This is a genomic window from Sphingobacterium puteale (assembly GCF_050986225.1).
In the GTDB taxonomy this organism is placed as follows: domain Bacteria; phylum Bacteroidota; class Bacteroidia; order Sphingobacteriales; family Sphingobacteriaceae; genus Sphingobacterium; species Sphingobacterium puteale.
Genome location: NZ_CP158959.1, coordinates 6,166,632 through 6,185,498, shown reverse-complemented (window position 1 = coordinate 6,185,498; position 18,867 = coordinate 6,166,632). Strand labels below are relative to the sequence as shown.

Below are 18,867 nucleotides of genomic sequence, written 5' to 3'. Positions count from 1 at the left end.
AAGAATGAAAAATATTGGAAAGCAGGGAATCGTTTTAGGAAGCATTTTCCTGTTATTACTTGCTATACCCATGGTTGGTATGGCTAAGTTAGCGGTGACTCGTGTTTTAATCGAAGGACGCGAAAACCCATTGGGCACAAATACTTTAACACCCGCGTTTAGTTGGCAATTGAGCAGCGATAAATCTGATGTACGACAACAGGCTTATCGTATTGAAGTCAGTAAAAGCGCTCGTTTTGCAAAGCAGGACATGCTTTGGGATTCCCAATGGGTAGCGACAGAACAATCCCTAAATTTGTTATACCAGGGAACCCCTTTAGCTACAGGTACAAGTTATTACATACGTGTGCAGGTACGTGATAATAAAAAGGAGACAGCTACAAGCGCGGTACAACGTTTTCATACGGGATTGTTGAATGCAGAAGATTGGGGGAATGCACGATGGATTGCTAAAGATATATTGCCGGATTCGTTGATCAACCCACTACCTCTAAGTTCCAGCAAGCTCCGCCTGGATAAAAGTTATGAGCTTCCGGTTTTCAGGAAATCAGTTCAGGTGAAAAAGAAGATCAGTTCTTCAATCGCTTATGTGGCAGGTCTGGGACATTACGAATTGCTCTTGAACGGCAAGCGGGTAGATGATGCAGTGCTACAGCCGGGCTGGACGAAATATGATAAAGAAGCCTATTATGTGGTTTACGATCTTACCCAAGCCTGGCAACAAGGTAAAAATACGATTGCTGCCCTATTAGGAAATGGATTTTATTATATTCCACCAATTAAAGGTCGATTCCAAAAACATAAAGTTGCTTTTGGTCTACCAAAACTCAAACTTAAGATTGTCAATACTTTTACGGACGGAACGCAGGAATTCATCGTGAGTGATGTAGGCTGGAAAACACACCGGTCACCAATTACTTTTTCCAGCATGTATGGAGGCGAGGACTACAATGCACAAATTTTGCCTGATCATTGGTCAGCTCCCAACTACGATGACAGGAGCTGGCAGCAAGCGGTCATAACGGATGGACCGCATCTACGGGCACAGGATATCGATCCGGTAAAAATTATGCAGCGCTTTGCACCTGTTGGATTTCAGCAAGCTGATGGGGGGAAACGGATCACCTATGATTTTGGACAGAATGCATCAGGTATTGTCACCATGCAAATGACCGGACAAGCGGGAGATACCGTACGGGTGTATCCGGCCGAATTGCTGACTGCGGATGGACGTCCTAGTCAAAAGCATTCGGGAAACCCTTATTATTACCAATATATTTTTGCAAAAGATGAGACGGTGTCTTGGCAGCCACGTTTTACGTATTATGGATTTCGCTACGCCGAGGTTCAATTGCGTTCTGCAGGCGGCAAACCAATTCGAATCGATGCGATACAATTGGCCCATATTAGAAATAGCACGACACAGGTAGGAAGCTTTCAAAGCTCCGATACGCTATTTAATCAGATCCATAAATTGATCAATTGGGCTATTAAAAGTAATATGGTCAGTGTCTTTACCGATTGTCCGCACCGCGAAAAATTAGGATGGCTGGAGCAGTTACATTTAATGGGGCCGTCGGTACAATTTAACTTTGATGCTGAACGCCTGTTTGCCAAGTCGCTGCGGGATATGCGCCAATCTCAGACAAAGGATGGGTTGGTTCCTGAAATAGCGCCCGAATATGTGCAATTTGACTGGGGCGGAGATATGTTCAGGGATTCACCCGAGTGGGGAAGCAGCTCGATTATCCTGGCATGGTATGCCTACTGCTGGTATGGAAACAAGGCCTTTCTAACTGATAATTATGCCATGATGACCGGTTATATTGATTATTTGGGCACAAAGGCGAAGGAACATATTTTGACACAGGGTTTGGGTGACTGGTATGATTTGGGGCCTGAGCGGCCGGGTGTCTCCCAGCTGACTACTCCAGGAATCACGGCTACAGCAATCTATTACTACGACCTCAAACTGATGAAAGAGATTGCTACGCAGCTTGGAAAGAAAGAAGATGCTAACAAGTTTGAGAATTTACAGCAGGCCGTATTCGATGCGTTCAATCAGCAATTTTATCGGCCTCAGGAGCATAGCTATGGTTCCGGTAGTCAGACGGCGCTGGCCATGCCGCTCTATGTTGGATTAGTACCTCAGGAGGTAGAACAAGCTGTTTTTAAAAAATTAACAACAACCGTCTGCCAAAATGATACGGCGTTGACCGCCGGAGATATCGGTCATCGTTATTTGTTACAGGTGTTGCAGGCCAACAAGCGTGATGATCTGATCTATGCTATGCATCACCGTGACGACAGGCCCGGGTATGGTTATCAACTGCGGAAAGGTGCTACAGCACTGACCGAGTCCTGGGCGGGCCTTCCAAACGTCTCCAATAATCATTTTATGCTCGGACACCTGATGGAATGGTTTCATACCGGTCTAGGTGGGATACAGCAAGATGCAGGATCGACTGCATTTAAACATTTTCGGATCGAGCCCAAATTGCTAAATGCACTGAAAGACTGTGAAATAAGTTTTAGAAGTCCATATGGGAAAATTTATTTTAACCGGGAACAATCGAAAGGAAATTATCAACTGGAAATTCCTGTCAATAGCCAATGTACGTTGATTTTGCCTAAAGGAAGCTATTTGGTCAATGGAAAGCAGCTGGATCGCGATGCTGTGGTTTCTACCAAGGAGCAGGTGGAACTGAAATTGGGCTCGGGAAAATATACAATTACTCAGTAAAAGCTGATATCGCGATTATTTTAGCCAGCTATAAACCCATTGAAATACCATTAGACAACAACGTAAATAGTTCAGATTGTACTAACGAAGAAAAAGAGTAGACAGATGAAAAGATTAATGCTATTGCTATCCATTGCTTTGGTCGGCCCTAAATTAAAGGCTCAGACTCCGGCAGTTTCCAGTGCGGAAATGACAAAAATTTATGAAGAAGTAAAGACACCTTACAAATATGGGCTCGTGTTGGTCCCACAGCGTAAAGGTGAGCTGATGGATTGTCCGACAATTTATAAGGAAGGAAAATATTGGTATATGACCTATATTGTGTTTGATGGAAGTGGTTATGAGACCTGGCTGGCGCAGAGCTCGGATCTTTTGAACTGGAAGACCTTGGGGAAACAACTCTCCGTGGCACCAGATGGCGGCTGGGATGCTAAGCAGCGAGCAGGATACAATGCCTTGGTTGATACAAAATGGGGCGGGAAGTATAAGCTCAACAGCTACGCTGGAAAATACTGGATGTCATATTTCGGTGGTTCCACAGCTGGTTACGAACCTGAGCCGCTGGCGATTGGAATGGCTTATACAACTAAAAAACCAACACAACCTGTGGAATGGCAACGGTTGTCCAAGCCCGTGTTGACCAGTACGGATCCGGATGTTTCTTGGTGGGAAAATCGGCATAAGCTATTCAAAAGCTATGTGATTGAGGATCCTGATAAACAGACGGGGCATCGCTTCGTGATGTATTACAATGCTGTAGGGGACTCCTTGGCAAACAACAAACCTACTCGTTGGTACGAACGTATCGGTATGGCTGTGTCAGATGATATGGAAAACTGGAAGAGGTTCCAGCCGAACCCTGTGGTTCACCATCCGGTAGGAATTACGGGAGACCCTATGATTCAGCGGATCCATAATACTTGGGTCATGTTCTATTTTGGTGCATTCTGGAAAGATCGTAAGGGGGCATTTAACCGTTTTGCCGCTTCCAAAGACCTGATCCATTGGACAGACTGGGGGGGAGCCAACCTCATCGAATCAAGTGAAAGCTTTGATCAGCAATATGCCCACAAGTCTTTTGTGCTGAAAACGGAGGGCGTTGTTTATCATTTTTATTGTGCCGTAGATAGCAAAGGTAACCGTGGTATAGCCTTGGCGACCTCTAAAGATCTAGGCCGGAGTAACCTGCATTTTTAAGATCTTAAACCAAAAGCACGGATAGTCCTTAGGAAATCATCATCCAGGAAGGACCATTCTATCCAAGCTTTGAATCGAGCAGCATAAATGCCTCAACATTGATTAATGAATAAAGAAACAAGCACAATAATATCATTGATGGCAGTGATAACAGTGCTTATAAATCATCATTTAATATGAAGTTACATTATTTTATTTCTGTTCTCTTTCTGTTGCAGCTACAACTTGTATCTGGGCAGGGACGCGCCAAAATCCACTTTAATGAAAACTGGCATTTTACTTTGCAGGATCACCTCGGTTTTCGCTTGAGCGACGGGGATGCTCAAGCTTGGGAATCGGTCGAACTCCCCCATGACTGGAGTATTAAAGCTGAATTTAGCGCTGCCTATCCTGCTGGAAACGCCGGTGGAGCATTGCCCGGCGGAATTGGCTGGTACAGTAAGCAGTTTAAGTTGCCGACCGCAGATCAAGGCAAAAATATACAATTGTACTTTGGCGGAGTTTACCGCTATGCTGAAATATGGATCAATGGGGTTTATTTGGGGAAAAAGCCCAATGGTTACCTCTCTTTTACACTGGATCTGACTCCGCATCTTAAATTTGGGAACCAGCCCAACCGGATCGCTGTTCGTGTGGATAATAGTAAACAGCCAAACTCCAGGTGGTATTCAGGTTCCGGAATCTACCGGGATGTTTATCTGATCAAGACCGGTCCAGTACGCCTCGATGAGCAGGAGACTTTTATCACCACGCCCGAAATCCATGGTGAACTGGGACAGCTGAAAATACTTTCCAAGTTGAATAAGCGTTCCCGTTCTAATGGAGTTGCAGGGAAGAAATATCAAATTACGGTATGGGATCCCAATGGCAATCTGCTGCTGAAAAAAGCAGGGCTGGAGAAAGATGGTCATATAGATGCATCCCTTCAAGTGGAAAAACCACAACGTTGGAGTCCCCTTGCGCCGAATTTATATCGCGTGCAGCTGGCTCTTTTAACTGAAAATAATACAATCGAAGATCAAATCGAAAAGCGAATTGGATTCCGGACAATTCGGTTTGATGCAAAAACAGGTTTTTACTTAAACGGCGAGGCTTTGAAGATTTATGGAGTCTGCATGCATCATGATTTGGGCATTTTAGGGGCGGCTTTCAATAAGTCCGCTGCAAAAAGGCAGCTTGTTATGATGAAAGAAATGGGCGCCAATGCCATTCGCACTGCGCATAATCCACCCGCAGAAGAGTTACTCGATCTCTGCGACGAAATGGGAATTTTGGTTTACAATGAAGCCTTTGACATGTGGAAAAAGCGAAAAAATAAGTTCGACTACCACATTGACTTTCCTACGGAACACCTCAAGGATATTGAGGCATGGGTGCGTCGAGATCGTAATCATGCTTCGGTTATCCTATGGAGCATCGGAAATGAAATTCGAGAACAATTTGACTCCACGGGTATTGCCTTAACGCAAGAAATGGCCAAATTGGTAAAATCTCTGGATCCAACACGCCCCGTTACTGCTGCCTTGACCGAAAATAATTATGTAAAGAATTTTATCGCACAGGCAGAGGCTTTGGATGTACTGGGCTTCAACTACAAGCATGAAGATTATGATAAATTACCTGTAGAATTCAAAAATATACCGCTGTTGGCATCAGAAACCGTGTCTGCCTTACAGACCAGAGGGGTATATGACAGGCTGCACGACACGATTCAGCTTTGGCCTGCATCATCGAAGGACAAATATGTCGTCAATGGCAATCCTGATTTTACGGTATCGGCCTATGATAATGTTGCCGCCTACTGGGGCACAAGCCATGAGAAAGCTTGGTTGGCGGTCAAGAATCGTCCTTTCCTGGCCGGAACGTTTGTCTGGACAGGTTTCGATTATCTGGGCGAGCCAGTGCCTTACCCTTATCCCGCAAGGAGCTCTTACTATGGCATTGTTGATCTTGCCGGTATTCCCAAAGACGTGTACTATATGTATCAGTCTGAATGGACTGACAAGGATGTCCTGCATCTTTTACCGCATTGGAATTGGAAAACGGGCGATAGTGTGGACGTGTGGGCTTATTATAACAAGGCTGAGGCGGTCGAACTGTTTCTCAATGGTAAGAGTTTGGGAACTTCAGCAAAGACAGCAGATCGTTTGCACGCTAGCTGGAAGGTGCCTTTTGAAAAAGGCGAACTGAAGGTGGTTAAAAAGCGGGCCGGTAAAATTGTTCAGGAAGCAAGTGTCCGCACGGCCACAGAAGCACATGCAGTAAAAGTTTCTGTGGAACATGAAAAATATGCCGCAGGAGAATCCCGGGACCTTTATTTTGTGACCGCAGAACTGGTGGATCAAGCAGGACAGTCCGTGTTGCACAATGATCAGGAAATTGAGTTTATTGTAAAGGGAAATGCGAAAGTGCTTGGAACCGATAACGGATTTCAGGCCGACCTAAGGGGCTTACATCAGCCCAAAAGAAGAACATTTAAGGGAAAAGCATTGGGAATGATTCAAAAAATGGTCGACACACCCTGTACTGTGATTATCAGCTCGGCTTTAGGTGACCAACAAATATCGATCTAGGTACAGCGAGATATAGTTTTTATCCTTTTTTGGTGAAATTTAATTCAGGTTCGTTATTCAGTCCTAAGGTAAACAGCTTTACGAATGGCGTTTATGCCCTTCAGCCTATTCCGCAGGGACAGATGGATGCTATTAGCAACCTCGGTGAATTTCTTTAGAACAGTGGCTATTGATAGCCATTGTTCTGAGTCTATAAGTACGGCTGAAACCGAATAGTATCATATTTAAATTATTTACAGATGAAGCAGACAATTCTCATATGGTTTTTTATATTTTTTTCGCTCGGTAGTCTGTCGGCGCAGACAGGTGAAATCCATGTGGGTAAACAAAGCAACAAGGAACAACGGGATGGCAGTCCGGGAGCTCCATTTTCATGTTTGGAGGATGCCCTGCGTGAGGCTAGGGAATGGCGACGATTAAACGATCCGCGCATGCAGCATGGCATCACAATCTGGATTCAGGATGGACAGTATGTGCCTACTCAGACTATTTTTATCCGCCCTGAAGACAGCGGAACAGCCGAAAGTCCGACATGGATAAAAGCGGTAGGCAATGAAGCCATATTTTCGGGTGGGATTCCTGTTACAGGCTGGCGGCGAGTAAAAAGTGAAAAGAGATTGGATCCTGCTATTGCTAAGCATATCGTGGTGGCAGATGCCCCTCAGGCCGGAGGAAAGTATTTCCCTTTCCGCCAATTGTGGGTTGGTTCACGTAAAGCAATCCGTGCGGAAAGTCACGATGATGCCCACTTGCCCCGGATCATCAATTGGGATTTCCAAAAACAAGCGGCCGTCATTCCGAACGTGTTACCGAAAAGGTTTGCCTATAAGGCCGGTATGGAGTTTTTCATCCATCAGTGGTGGGCAATAGCGCAGCTCCGGGTTCGTGAGGCGGTAGTCACAAAAGATAGTACCACACTATTTTTTCATGAACCGGAAGGTAAATTACAGAATGAACACCCTTGGCCTAAGCCTTGGTTGTCTAAGGAATATGGCAATTCGGCATTTCGTCTGGTCAATGCCCTTGAATTTTTGGATCAGCCGGGAGAATGGTTTTTGGATGAAGAAAACCATAAAGTATATTACTATAAAAGACCTGATGAAAACTTAAACAAGTTACATGTTGTAGCGCCTTATCTTGAAACGATCCTGAGGATGCAAGGGACTTTGGAATCACCTGTTTGTCATGTATATATCGAAGGGCTTCAATTTCAGCACAGCTCCTGGTTAAGGCCGCACTACTACGGACACGTTGCCTTACAGGCAGGTATGTATTTTTTGGATGCGTACAAATTGGCCAAACCGGGCACCAGTGATAAAGCGGGATTGGAGAACCAGGCTTGGCTGGGACGGCCTCAAGCTGCAGTCCTACTTAATCATACCGCATTTACTAAAATCTCATCTTGCCGGTTCGCCCATTTAGCCGCGACAGGTATAGACTATCGAGCTGGCAATCTAAAAGATAGTTTAAATGGAAATCTATTTCAGGATATCGGCGGATCTGGTATATTACTCGGTCAGTTCTCGGACGAACAAGTGGAAGCACATTTGCCTTTTCAGCCCAGCGATGAGCGTATCTTGACCGATGGTGTTGTGGTCAGCAATAATCTAATCCAAGATATTGGGAATGAGGATTGGGGAACAGTAGGGATTGGTGCCGGTTTTGTCCGCAATGTAGCTATTACAAATAATGAATTGCTTGATCTGCCGTACACAGGCATTAGCTTGGGCTGGGGCTGGACACCGACAGTCAATACTATGCGTAATAATCGTGTTTTCAAAAATAAGATCACACGTTATGGCAAATACATGTATGATGTAGCCGGTATTTACACCTTATCGGCTCAGCCCGGAACAAAAATTCAGGAAAATTATATCGACAGTATCTATGTGTCGCCTTATGCGCATATTCCTGAACATTGGTTTTATCTCTATACCGATGAAGGCTCAGCCTATATGAATGTCAGCAACAACTGGTTTCCATCCAATAAAATATTGCGAAACGCTAATGGACCAAGTGTTGAGTGGATAAATAACGGCCCCGAGGCAGGTGCAAGGGTGAAAGAAGAAGCAGGCATCAGTCCGCGTTATAACTTTTTATTGTCCGAAAAACGATCAATTCCTAAAAATGCATCTTTCAATACCTATGTTCCTTTTACCAAACCTGTGTTTTTTCAGATCCATGATGTAAAAAAGCAGCTTAAACTGACTGAAATCAAAGATTTTTTTGCTAAACAAGGAGCCGATAGCAGCCAGGTATATCGCTGGAAGGATTATATCTTGCTGATGACAGACGATGAAATCGGTAAGAAAATATCGAGTGCTTGGGTAGCCAATTATCCGGCAATTTCTTATAAGTTATTCAATGATCTATTTTATACGTTCGATCGGAGCAACTGTGGAGCCGAAAAAGTGAAAGACATCGATTTTGTGTTACTTACCGCACAACTGGTGGACGATAAATCGAAACAGGAGGCTTATTTTGAGGCCCATAAAAATCAATCTAACGAATGGCCCGAAGTTGCAGCAGGGTTCTGCAGAGCAGGCTTTGACGAGGTATTGGTCTACCGCAATGGACGTCAGCTGATGTTATATATTTCTTTTCCAAAAGGACAGGATTTTCAAACAATCGATCAGCTAACGACCAAGGACAATCCACGGGTTATGGAATGGAACAAACTTATGGGGACCTATCAGGAAGGTATTCCCGGAACGGGCGTGAATGAAACATGGATTTTTTATAAACAATAAAATGGAACAGATACAACAGTTAAAATTAGGAATATTAGGACTTGGTGAAGGACGTAGCACGATGTCTGCGGCACTACAAAGTCCATATATCGATTTGGTCAAAGTCTGCGACCTGAACGAAGACCTAGGGCGCAAACGCATGAAAGAATTTGACTTTCATGATTATACCAATGATTATCAAGTAATGCTTAATGATAAAAGCATTGAAGCTATTGCAATTTATACCCCGGATCATCTTCACGCACAGCATATCCGATTGGCGCTAGCGCACGATAAACACGTGATCTGCACCAAGCCATTTATTGATAATCTGGCCGATGCCAATGGTTTATTGGAACTCGCAGCTCAGAAAAATAAGCGTGTATTTGTTGGGCAGAGCTCCCGTTTTTTTGAACCGGTGAAAAAGCAAAGAGAAGATTTTGAAGCCGGACTGATTGGTGAGTTGATTACCATTGAAGGCTATTATCATGCTGATCACCGCTGGTTTCTGGAGAAGCCTTGGTCTTTACAGTCTTCCTTCAAATGGCTTTACGGTGGATTGAGTCATCCGGTCGATTTTATCCGCTGGTATCTGCCGAATATTGAAGAAGTGATGGGATATGGCATGCTGAGCGCCAACGGAAAAAAAGGAGGGCTGCAAAATCCAGACACCATGCATTTTATTTTCAAAGCCGGAGATGGCCGTGTAGCCCGAGTAAGTGGTGCATATACCGGACCTGTGCAACCTGTCACAAGGGATAGTGAAATGAGCTGCATTTTACGGGGGACCGAAGGTGCTAGTCAGGCAGATTATATGGACCTAAGGTATGCAATTACGGATAAAACGGGCGAAGAACGCATGCTGACTTGGGAGCATAAACTAAAACATTATTTCCGTTTTGAAGGAAAAAGCCATCATGCCGGTGAATATCAAAATTACCTGGAGCACTTCGCAAAAGCCATCCGTACTGGAGCGGAAGCCTCCCCAGATATGAAAGAGGGTATAGGCACTATAGCCTTATTGCAAGCTATGGATGAATCATTGACAACAGGAAAGCCCGTCCGTCCAAAGGAACTGTTGGAAAGATATGGTGTCGACTTGAACCTAGGAAGATGAATAGTATCTTAGACAAGTTAACCATTTACGACTATTGCATCGTCGTAGTCTATTTGGTCGCATTACTGACGATCGGTCTCTTGTCATCCCGTAAAAAGGTAGAAGGGGCAGAACACTTCCTGGCCAGCAAATCCTTAAGCTGGTACAGTATTGGATTCAATATGTGGGCGACGAACGTCGGACCGTCCATGTTGCTGGCTTTTGCTACAGTAGGCTATACAACAGGCATCGTTGCGGTCAATTTTGACTGGTATGCTTTTATCTATCTTTTCCTATTGGCGGTGGTGTTTGCACCGCGCTATATTTCTACCGGAGTACGCACCTTACCTGAGTTTATGGGTAAGCGGTTCGGTCCAAATACGCAAACTATTCTGGCTTTGTATTCACTGGTAAAAATGCTTATTTCATGGTTGTCGTTGGGGCTGTTTGCTGGCGGATTTTTAGTGCGGCAGATTTTGGGAATTCCCATGTGGCAATCGGTTACTGTTTTAGTCTCTCTAGCTGGTCTGTTTGCGTATACGGGTGGATTAAAGACAGTTGCTAAAATCAATATCTTTCAGATGATCTTGCTGATCGCCGTGTCGGCCTTTCTGACTTTCCTTGGGCTTTCCAAAATCGGTGGCATAAGTTCTTTAATACAACAGACTCCAGCCAATTATTGGTCGTTGATCAGACCGGCAAGCGATCCAGATTACCCCTGGTATGCGATCGCTTTAGGCTATCCAGTGGCAGCAATCGCTTTTTTCTGTACGGATCAAGCCATGGTACAATCAGTTTTGGGTGCAAAGAATCTCGAACAGGGGCAACTGGGAATTAATTTTATTGCTTGGCTCAAGATACTTTCCTTGCCGCTGTTTATCCTCACCGGTATCATCTGTTCGGTTTTATTTCCGGGACTTAATGATCCATCACTTGCTTATATGACCATGGTGACCAACCTGTTTCCTACAGGTCTGAATGGATTGGTAATCGTGGTGTTAATTGCTGTATTGGTGGGCACCATCGGTTCGTCGCTTAATTCTTTGAGTACTGTTTTCACCATGGACATATATCTGAAGCATATTCGACCAGATGCAACCAATAAGCAAATCACCCAGGTAGGACGTTATACAGTTATCATCGGCTGTCTAGCTTCGGTTTTCGTTGCCCTGGCGATTGACCAAATTAAAGGGCTCAATCTTTTCGATGTATTTCAGTCTATTCTCGGATTTATTGCGCCACCTTTAGCTGTTGCTTTTCTAATGGCCGTGTTGTGGAAAAGAACCAATCGAGCAGCAATCAATACGATTTTGACTTTTGGTGCGGTAATGAGCTTGGGGACAGGTGTATGTTATCTCTGGATTTTCCCAAAAGATATTTATTTCTTTTGGCCGCATTATCTAATGCTTTCCTTTAGTCTTTTTATGCTGCTACTTATTATTGGAATAGGCCTAGCATACTGTGTACCCAAGTCGGGTTATGAAATGGAACATAGGGATATGTACAATATCACTGTGGAGAAACCAAGTGGCCGCGTGAAGACTGCTTGGGCAATGTTATTTGTGGTTATGCTCTTGTTGTATATTTATTTTAAATAGCCTTTGTCAAGTTAATCCTAGATTGGATTCAATTTGTGATCTGCATTTTTTTAAACTTTCAACAATAGTTTCGGTGGGTATATTCTGCCCCATTTGACGTCGAACGAGCTTTGAAACCGTGAGGCAGGCGATGATGCCTGTTTCACTGGTTCCGATGGGAACAGAAATATCGATGATGCCTTCGGCGTATGCGCTGGGCATCTCATAAAAGCCTTTGCGTTTGATATCGGCTAGGTCGCTATCAAATTGCTGACGTTCTGCTTTCTTCAAACTGCGGTAATAGGGATCGGCTTCTAAAATGGATTTTCTTTTTTTAGCCTCGGAAAAACTTAAAAGGAGCTTTCCAGACGCGGTCTGGGACGTGTTGTAGAGGTTGCCTTCCTCAATCATGATGCTGATGGGCGACGAACCTCTGGCGTAAGCGATGACCATGACCTGATTATCGTAAATAACACAGAGGTGACAGGGGTCCTTGATTTCGTTGGACGTATTCTGCATCGGTAGTAATGACGTTGCCCGTAGTTTCTCTACAAAGGAATGCCGGTGTGAAAGATAGTATAGCTTCAGTGAAAGCGAATATTTAGATGAAATTGGATCACGATGAATGTACCCGTTGGACTCCAGTGATGCAAGCATGCGATAGATTTCATTGGGACTTCGATGCAAGCCCAAGGCGATCTCGGATTGGGATTGTGCTGTTGGTTGTAGGGCCAGAAATTCAAGAATCTGCAATCCTTTTTCGAGCGCTGGTGCTTTATATTTATCGGAGCTATTTACTATCATAATATGTTTTGCTAACAAATGATCGGGCTAAAGATAGAAAAAGTATTTATGAGTTTTTAGCTTCTCAAAAAAGCATGTTAAATTTTTATATTCAAATATTGTATTTATATTTGAATACTATAAACCGCTTTTTCTTTGGGAAAAAGCATGACAAGGGAAAAGATTATAAACAATAATATCAAAAATTAAAAACAGGACTGTTCCGCATAGGCTATATTATCAGATCAATAGCGAAACGAAATAGGATAAAATAGCCGTGACTCCACTATTGTATTTTGGCGTTTTTAAGGAGGAATCGGTAATAGACCTTGATCATAAGATGATAGTTACAGTTGCTCTGTTTTTCGACAAGACAACATAAAATAATAAATGAATACACAATGACAGAGAAAATCCAGTTAAAAGGGATTACCTGGGGGCATACCAGAGGCTTTGTACCGATGGTTGCGACTGCGCAGCGTTATGAAGAATTATGTCCAGCAGTTGAAATTGTTTGGACAAAACGGACTTTACAGGAATTTGCTGATAAATCAGTGACAGATTTGGCAATGGAATACGATCTATTGGTTATTGACCATCCATGGACGGGACATGCTGCCGCGAAGGGGATGCTCGCTGCATTTGATGATTACCTATCCGCAGATTTTTTGGCAGATCAGCGTGCTAATAGTGTTGGGAAATCTCATGAAAGCTATAACTTTCTTGGAAAGCAATGGGCATTGGCTACGGATGCTGCAACACCAGTGGCTGCAAGTCGTCCGGATCTTTTACAGGCCTTGCAAGTGGCACTTCCACGTACATTTGAAGATGTTTTAGCGCTAGCAAAAACCGGAAAAGTCGGATTTTCGCTGTTGCCGATTGATTCCTTGATGCACTTTTACGGTCTTTGTTGTTCTTTGGGTGAAGAGCCTTGCCAAGATAACGAAAAGGTAATCAGCGACGCAGTTGGAATAAAGGTCTTAAAATTATTCAAATCACTTGCGGATGAACTGGATGCCGGATTTTATGATAAAAATCCATTTAGGGTGTTTGAAGAAATGACGCAGCGTGATGAAATTGCTTACTGTCCATTTGCCTATGGTTATTCGAATTACGCTCGGGCAGGTTATGCACGTAAGGTGTTGTATTTTCATGATTTAGTGTCATTAAATGGTACGCCTATGATCAGCACACTTGGTGGTGCGGGGCTGGCAGTATCCTCAAAGTGCAAGCATATTGATGTGGCCATGGATTATGCACGATTTGTCGCGACACCGGAAGTTCAGGAAACGCTATATGTCGAAAATGGCGGCCAGCCTGGACATTTACGTGCCTGGAAAAATGAGCAAGTAAATGCCGCTACGGCCAATTATTTTAGCAACACACTACCCGCATTAGATCGGGCTTATTTGCGTCCGCGTTATGATGGACATCTTTATTTTCAGGATCATGCTGGTGATATCGTGGTTGATTATCTAAGGGATGGCGGCGACGAAAAGGCAGTTTTGGACAAGATGAATGCGATGTATCTGGAATCATTAGTGGATAAAGAAGATCATGGATAATAAACCACTGGAAGGACTTTTGGTCCTCGAGTTTTCACAATTTATGGCTGGGCCAACTGCTGGCTTGCGTTTGGCGGATCTCGGTGCCCGAGTCGTCAAAATTGAACGTCCGGGGGCTGGCGAAGGGGGGCGGCAGATTGCGATTAAAAATATTTTTGTAGATGAGAGCAGCCTGGTCTTTCATACCATCAACAGAAATAAAGAATCGTATGCAGCCAATTTGAAAGATGAAAATGATCTGGAAAATATTGAAAAATTAATCCGCCAAGCCGATGTAATGACACATAACTTCCGTCCGGGGGTGATGGAAAAGATCGGTTTGGATTATGAGAGCGTACGGAAAATCAATCCAAAAATGATCTATGCCACAGTAACGGGCTACGGTAATGAAGGTCCATGGGCAAAAAAACCAGGGCAGGATTTACTCGTGCAGTCGCTGTCGGGACTTTCCTGGTTATCGGGCTGTGCACAGGATGGGCCGGTTCCTTTTGGATTGGCCGTGGTGGATATGTACTGTGCCACACATCTGACACAAGGTATATTGGCGGCATTGTTGAAACGTGCCCATACCCAACAGGGAGCTCTTGTTGAAGTCAGTTTGCTTGAATCTGTGTTGGATATGCAGTTTGAAATGCTGACCACACATGTCAACGATGGCCGCAAGCTGCCTCAGCGGTCGACGGTTAGAGGAGCTGGCCATGCTTATTTAAGTGCGCCTTATGGACTCTACAAAACCCTTGATGGCTATCTAGCCTTGGCCATGGGCAATGTAAAGCATATTGCAGAAACCATAGGCTTGTCTGGACAGTTCTATCAAGACGCTGCAACCTGGTTTTCACGACGTGATGAAATACTTCAAGAATTTGCTGCCGTATTGTGTCAAAAGACAACGTGCGAGTGGATATCCCGTTTGGAATCCGAAGGGATCTGGTGTGGTGCAGTCAACGATTATCATCGTTTTTTTGAGGAGCAGGGTTTTAAGGAGGCTGGAATGCTGCAGGAAGTCACTTTACAAGATGGCACCGCACTGACCACCACCCGTAGCGTGTACCAGATCGATGGAAAACGTTTATATGCGGATAAACCTGCACCAAAAGTGGGCCAGCATACGGCATCAATTGTTCACGATTATTTAGAAAATTAATATGTTACCATTAGCAGGTTATACCGTAGTCGACTTTAGTCAATTTTTATCCGGGCCATTAGCAAGTTTACGGCTAGCTGACTTAGGCGCACGGGTTATAAAAATAGAAAAACCAGAAACGGGTGATATTTGCAGGCAACTATATACCTCTGATACGATATTGAATGGTACTTCAACAGTGTTTCATGCCATTAATCGGAATAAAGAAAGTATGGTGTTGGATTTGAAAAGCGAATCCGACAAACAGATTATACGTGATTTAATCGCGCGGGCAGATGTGGTGTTGCACAATTTTCGTCCAGGTGTCATGGAACGTTTGGGCTTTGACTATGCAGGTGTCCGAGAGATCAATCCGACGGTGATTTATGGAGAGATCTCGGGATATGGAAAAGAAGGACCCTGGGTTAAGCGGCCTGGCCAGGATTTATTATTGCAATCGCTTACCGGGATGACTTGGTTGAGTGGCGATGCAAATAATGGTCCAGTAGCCATGGGACTTTCCATTGTGGACATGTTTGCTGGATCCAATCTATGTAGTGCCGTATTGGCCTGCCTGTACCGTCGGGCGATGCAAGGGATAGGAGCGCATGTTCATGTCAGCATGTTGGATTCTGCTGTGGATATACAGTTTGAGGCCGTCACAACCTATTTTCGTGATGGCAAATTGTTGCCACAACGTAGCGAGGTGAGCAATGCACATGCATATTTGGCAGCACCTTATGGGGTGTATCGTACGCAGGATGGTTTTCTTGCCCTTGCGATGGGGTCCATTCCTTTTCTTGGTAAATTATTGAATTGCAATTTGTTAGAAGGTTTTTCTGACGGAGAGCAAGCTTTTCGGGAGAGAGATACCATTAAGGCCATTTTAGCCGAGCACCTGACGACAGCAGGTACCAGACATTGGCTTGAGATACTGGAAGCAGCGGATATCTGGTGCGCCGATGTATTGGATTGGCGCCGTTTGACCGACCACGATGCTTTTAAAGTGCTAGACATGCTACAGGAAGTAACGATGGGCGACGGCTTCCGTTATGAAACCACCCGTTGCCCGATTCGCATCGATGGCGAGCGGTTGACCGCCACAAAAGGTTCGCCCAAACTAGGTGAGCACACCGCTAAAATACTGGAGGAACTGTATGGATAAATTACGTTTTGCTGTGCGAAAATTTGAACCTTTTGAGCGTGCCATGGAGAAATGTTGGGCAGCTTATCAGGAGGTATATCCATCGGAGGTGGAGATGGAGTTTGTTCCGCTGGATTTAGAGGAATTGACAGCAGCTTTTTTTGAAAAGAAAGGCCTTAATAATGGCGATTGGGATATCATTCACATCAATACCGATTGGCTTGCACGTGCCTATGAAACCAAGGGTTTGTCGGCACTGGATGGTATGATTGTACAAAATCCACCGGAAGACCTGAAGGGGGCTTGGTCAGAAAGCTTACAAGCTTTACAGCGTTTTGACGAGCAAATATTTGGCTTGCCATTTCATGATGGTCCCGAATGCCTCGTTATTCGAAAAGATTTATTCGAAGATCCGCAAGAGCAAGCGCGTTTTCAGGCATGCTACGGAAAGCCTTTGGCCGTCCCAAAAACCTGGCCTGATTTTATGACTGTTGCAGCATTTTTTACGCGGCCGGAAGATAACTTGTACGGGACAGTGTTTGCTGGCTATCCGGATGGACATAATGCGGTATTTGATTTCTGTATTCAACTTTGGTCCCGCGGTGGAGATTTGCAGCAAGGCGACGTACCTGTTAAGTTGGATCAGCCATTGGCTGTAGACGCATTGGATTTTTATCGTAGCTTATTTATAAAGGATAGCGGATTGCATCCCGAATCGGCCAATTATGAATCAGTGCAGGCTGGTGCTGCCTTTGCGCGGGGTGAAGTAGCTATGATGGTCAATTGGTTTGGTTTTGCATCCTGGGCACAGATTGATACCACTTCGGCAGTAAAAGGTAAGGTGGATGTAGCAGCTATTCCTTCGGCAGAAGGCGGGATGTCCCCCTCATTAAATGTGTATTGGTTGTATGCAATTCCAGAAGGTAGTCGTCATAAGCAGTTGGCTTATGACTTTATACGTTTTGCAGTCGGACGCCAACAAGATAAGCTGCTCACCGTTGAAGGAGGAGTAGGTTGTCGTTACTCCACCTGGTATGATTCCGAAATCAATCGGATGATACCCTTTTATAATAAATTGGCGGAATTGCACGATACTGCACGCACATTACCGCGCTTGGCCAATTGGCCTCAGATTGCACATATCATCGATGATACTGTAATTGCTGCGATTAAGACCGATGAAAGTAGTGTTTCATTGTTAACAAAAGCACAGGAAAAAATAAATGCATGGTTATGATAGATATCCCTTATAAAGCGATTTTGCCCCAGACTGCTTTGCCGATTATTATTATAGGCGCAGGTGGTATAGTGAAAGATGCACACCTCCCGGCTTACCGTAAGGCAGGTTTTCATGTGCATGGTATTGTCAATCGTACAAAGGCGAAAGCAGAAGCATTGGCAGTAGAATTTGGCATTCCATATGTTTACGATACGGTGGAAGATGCTGTTGCACAAGCTCCTGAAAACGCGGTTTATGATGTAACCATTATGCCGAATAAATTTATCGAGACTTTGGAGGCCTTACCCAATGGTGCGGCTGTATTGATTCAGAAGCCTATGGGCGATTATTATACCGATAGTCAAGCGATATTGGAAGTCTGCCAACGTAAACGCTTGGTAGCTGCAATCAACTGTCAGCTTCGGCAGGCACCATTTGTAAACGCCGCACGTTGGTTGATCGAGCAAGGCTATATCGGTGAACTTTACGATATGGAAGTACGCGTATCGGTGCATACACCTTGGCAGCTCTTTCCCCATGTCATGGTACACCCACGCTTGGAAATTCTTTATCACAGTGTCCATTATATCGATTTGATTCGCTCCTTTCTGGGCAATCCTGAATCGGTTTATGCAAAAACATTAAAACACCCGGCTAAAGATTTATCCTCCAGTAGGACAACCTTATTATTTGACTATGGTGATACCCTGCATGCAGTTGTCAATACCAACCATGACCACGAATTCGGGCCAAAGCATGAAGAAAGCTATATCAAATGGGAAGGTACCAAGGGGGCTATCAAAGCGACAATGGGTTTGCTGATGGATTATCCGCATGGGGTATCTGATGTGTTTGAATATTGTATCAAGCCAACAGACGGCAGCCAACCGGAATGGGTGACCTACCCGATCGAGGGAACTTGGTTTCCCGATGCTTTCATTGGCAGCATGGGCAGCTTGATGCGTTTTAAACTGGGTGAAATAGCGGTATTACCAGCCGCAGTTGAAGATGTAATCCATACCATGGCCGTTGTAGAGGCTGCTTATCAAAGCAGTGCCCAAGGGGGGCAACCCATAGCAAAGGGGTAAAGAAACAAAGCCTTAAAACCAACATTAAAT

At 44.4% G+C, this 18,867-nt stretch carries 13 protein-coding genes; 12 read left to right on the top strand and 1 reads right to left on the bottom strand.

The window, feature by feature from the left end:
* The first annotated feature begins 4 nt into the window (after positions 1-4).
* From ABTV71_RS25755 to ABTV71_RS25725, 7 genes are all read left to right on the top strand, one after another.
* Complete coding sequence (locus tag ABTV71_RS25755; RefSeq protein ID WP_433901553.1) at positions 5-2,743, top strand: family 78 glycoside hydrolase catalytic domain; 2,739 nt, start codon at positions 5-7, stop codon at positions 2,741-2,743.
* A 105-nt stretch (positions 2,744-2,848) separates the two neighbouring features.
* The gene (locus ABTV71_RS25750; RefSeq protein ID WP_433901552.1) at positions 2,849-3,940 is read left to right on the top strand and encodes a glycosylase; all 1,092 of its coding nucleotides are present in this window, start codon (positions 2,849-2,851) and stop codon (positions 3,938-3,940) included.
* Between the two features lie 176 nt (positions 3,941-4,116).
* Complete coding sequence (locus tag ABTV71_RS25745; RefSeq protein ID WP_433901551.1) at positions 4,117-6,513, top strand: glycoside hydrolase family 2 TIM barrel-domain containing protein; 2,397 nt, start codon at positions 4,117-4,119, stop codon at positions 6,511-6,513.
* A 32-nt stretch (positions 6,514-6,545) separates the two neighbouring features.
* The gene (locus ABTV71_RS25740) at positions 6,546-6,671 is read left to right on the top strand and encodes a hypothetical protein (RefSeq protein ID WP_433901550.1); all 126 of its coding nucleotides are present in this window, start codon (positions 6,546-6,548) and stop codon (positions 6,669-6,671) included.
* Positions 6,672-6,752: 81 nt separating this feature from the next.
* Positions 6,753-9,263 (top strand): L-rhamnose mutarotase, encoded by a 2,511-nt coding sequence (locus tag ABTV71_RS25735; RefSeq protein ID WP_433901549.1) that lies wholly within the window; start codon positions 6,753-6,755, stop codon positions 9,261-9,263.
* 1 nt (position 9,264) lies between these two features.
* Entirely contained in the window at positions 9,265-10,359 is a 1,095-nt protein-coding gene (locus ABTV71_RS25730) for a Gfo/Idh/MocA family protein (RefSeq protein ID WP_433901548.1), read from the top strand.
* Positions 10,356-11,936, top strand: coding sequence for a sodium:solute symporter family transporter (locus ABTV71_RS25725; RefSeq protein ID WP_433901547.1), 1,581 nt, complete (start codon positions 10,356-10,358; stop codon positions 11,934-11,936). The genes ABTV71_RS25730 and ABTV71_RS25725 overlap by 4 nt, the downstream gene beginning before the upstream one ends.
* 6 nt (positions 11,937-11,942) lie before the next feature.
* Here the strand turns inward: ABTV71_RS25725 and ABTV71_RS25720 are convergent, their stop codons facing one another.
* Positions 11,943-12,719, bottom strand: coding sequence for an IclR family transcriptional regulator (locus ABTV71_RS25720; RefSeq protein WP_121120629.1), 777 nt, complete (start codon positions 12,717-12,719; stop codon positions 11,943-11,945).
* A 380-nt stretch (positions 12,720-13,099) separates the two neighbouring features.
* On the opposite strand from ABTV71_RS25720, the gene ABTV71_RS25715 reads away from it, so the two are divergent.
* From ABTV71_RS25715 to ABTV71_RS25695, 5 genes are read left to right on the top strand one after another with little or no spacing between them, the layout of a single operon-like run.
* The gene (locus tag ABTV71_RS25715; RefSeq protein WP_433901546.1) at positions 13,100-14,263 is read left to right on the top strand and encodes an ABC transporter substrate-binding protein; all 1,164 of its coding nucleotides are present in this window, start codon (positions 13,100-13,102) and stop codon (positions 14,261-14,263) included.
* The gene (locus ABTV71_RS25710; protein ID WP_433901545.1) at positions 14,256-15,407 is read left to right on the top strand and encodes a CaiB/BaiF CoA transferase family protein; all 1,152 of its coding nucleotides are present in this window, start codon (positions 14,256-14,258) and stop codon (positions 15,405-15,407) included. The genes ABTV71_RS25715 and ABTV71_RS25710 overlap by 8 nt, the downstream gene beginning before the upstream one ends.
* A gap of 1 nt (position 15,408) precedes the next feature.
* Positions 15,409-16,551, top strand: a complete 1,143-nt coding sequence (locus ABTV71_RS25705) for a CaiB/BaiF CoA transferase family protein (protein WP_433901544.1) — start codon at positions 15,409-15,411, stop codon at positions 16,549-16,551.
* A complete protein-coding gene (locus tag ABTV71_RS25700; protein WP_433901543.1) occupies positions 16,544-17,767 on the top strand; it encodes an extracellular solute-binding protein in 1,224 nt (407 codons plus the stop codon). Before ABTV71_RS25705 ends, ABTV71_RS25700 begins: the two co-directional genes overlap by 8 nt.
* A complete protein-coding gene (locus ABTV71_RS25695; RefSeq protein WP_245971219.1) occupies positions 17,764-18,837 on the top strand; it encodes a Gfo/Idh/MocA family protein in 1,074 nt (357 codons plus the stop codon). Before ABTV71_RS25700 ends, ABTV71_RS25695 begins: the two co-directional genes overlap by 4 nt.
* Positions 18,838-18,867: the final 30 nt, after the last annotated feature.

What these genes read in the sequence shown, in the direction of transcription:
- ABTV71_RS25755 (WP_433901553.1), top strand. Translation starts at nt 5, where the DNA reads ATGAAAAATATTGGAAAGCAGGGAATCGTTTTAGGAAGCATTTTCCTG.
- ABTV71_RS25750 (WP_433901552.1), top strand. Translation starts at nt 2,849, where the DNA reads ATGAAAAGATTAATGCTATTGCTATCCATTGCTTTGGTCGGCCCTAAA.
- ABTV71_RS25745 (WP_433901551.1), top strand. Translation starts at nt 4,117, where the DNA reads ATGAAGTTACATTATTTTATTTCTGTTCTCTTTCTGTTGCAGCTACAA.
- ABTV71_RS25735 (WP_433901549.1), top strand. Translation starts at nt 6,753, where the DNA reads ATGAAGCAGACAATTCTCATATGGTTTTTTATATTTTTTTCGCTCGGT.
- ABTV71_RS25730 (WP_433901548.1), top strand. Translation starts at nt 9,265, where the DNA reads ATGGAACAGATACAACAGTTAAAATTAGGAATATTAGGACTTGGTGAA.
- ABTV71_RS25725 (WP_433901547.1), top strand. Translation starts at nt 10,356, where the DNA reads ATGAATAGTATCTTAGACAAGTTAACCATTTACGACTATTGCATCGTC.
- ABTV71_RS25720 (WP_121120629.1), bottom strand. Translation starts at nt 12,719, where the DNA reads ATGATAGTAAATAGCTCCGATAAATATAAAGCACCAGCGCTCGAAAAA.
- ABTV71_RS25715 (WP_433901546.1), top strand. Translation starts at nt 13,100, where the DNA reads ATGACAGAGAAAATCCAGTTAAAAGGGATTACCTGGGGGCATACCAGA.
- ABTV71_RS25710 (WP_433901545.1), top strand. Translation starts at nt 14,256, where the DNA reads ATGGATAATAAACCACTGGAAGGACTTTTGGTCCTCGAGTTTTCACAA.
- ABTV71_RS25705 (WP_433901544.1), top strand. Translation starts at nt 15,409, where the DNA reads ATGTTACCATTAGCAGGTTATACCGTAGTCGACTTTAGTCAATTTTTA.
- ABTV71_RS25700 (WP_433901543.1), top strand. Translation starts at nt 16,544, where the DNA reads ATGGATAAATTACGTTTTGCTGTGCGAAAATTTGAACCTTTTGAGCGT.
- ABTV71_RS25695 (WP_245971219.1), top strand. Translation starts at nt 17,764, where the DNA reads ATGATAGATATCCCTTATAAAGCGATTTTGCCCCAGACTGCTTTGCCG.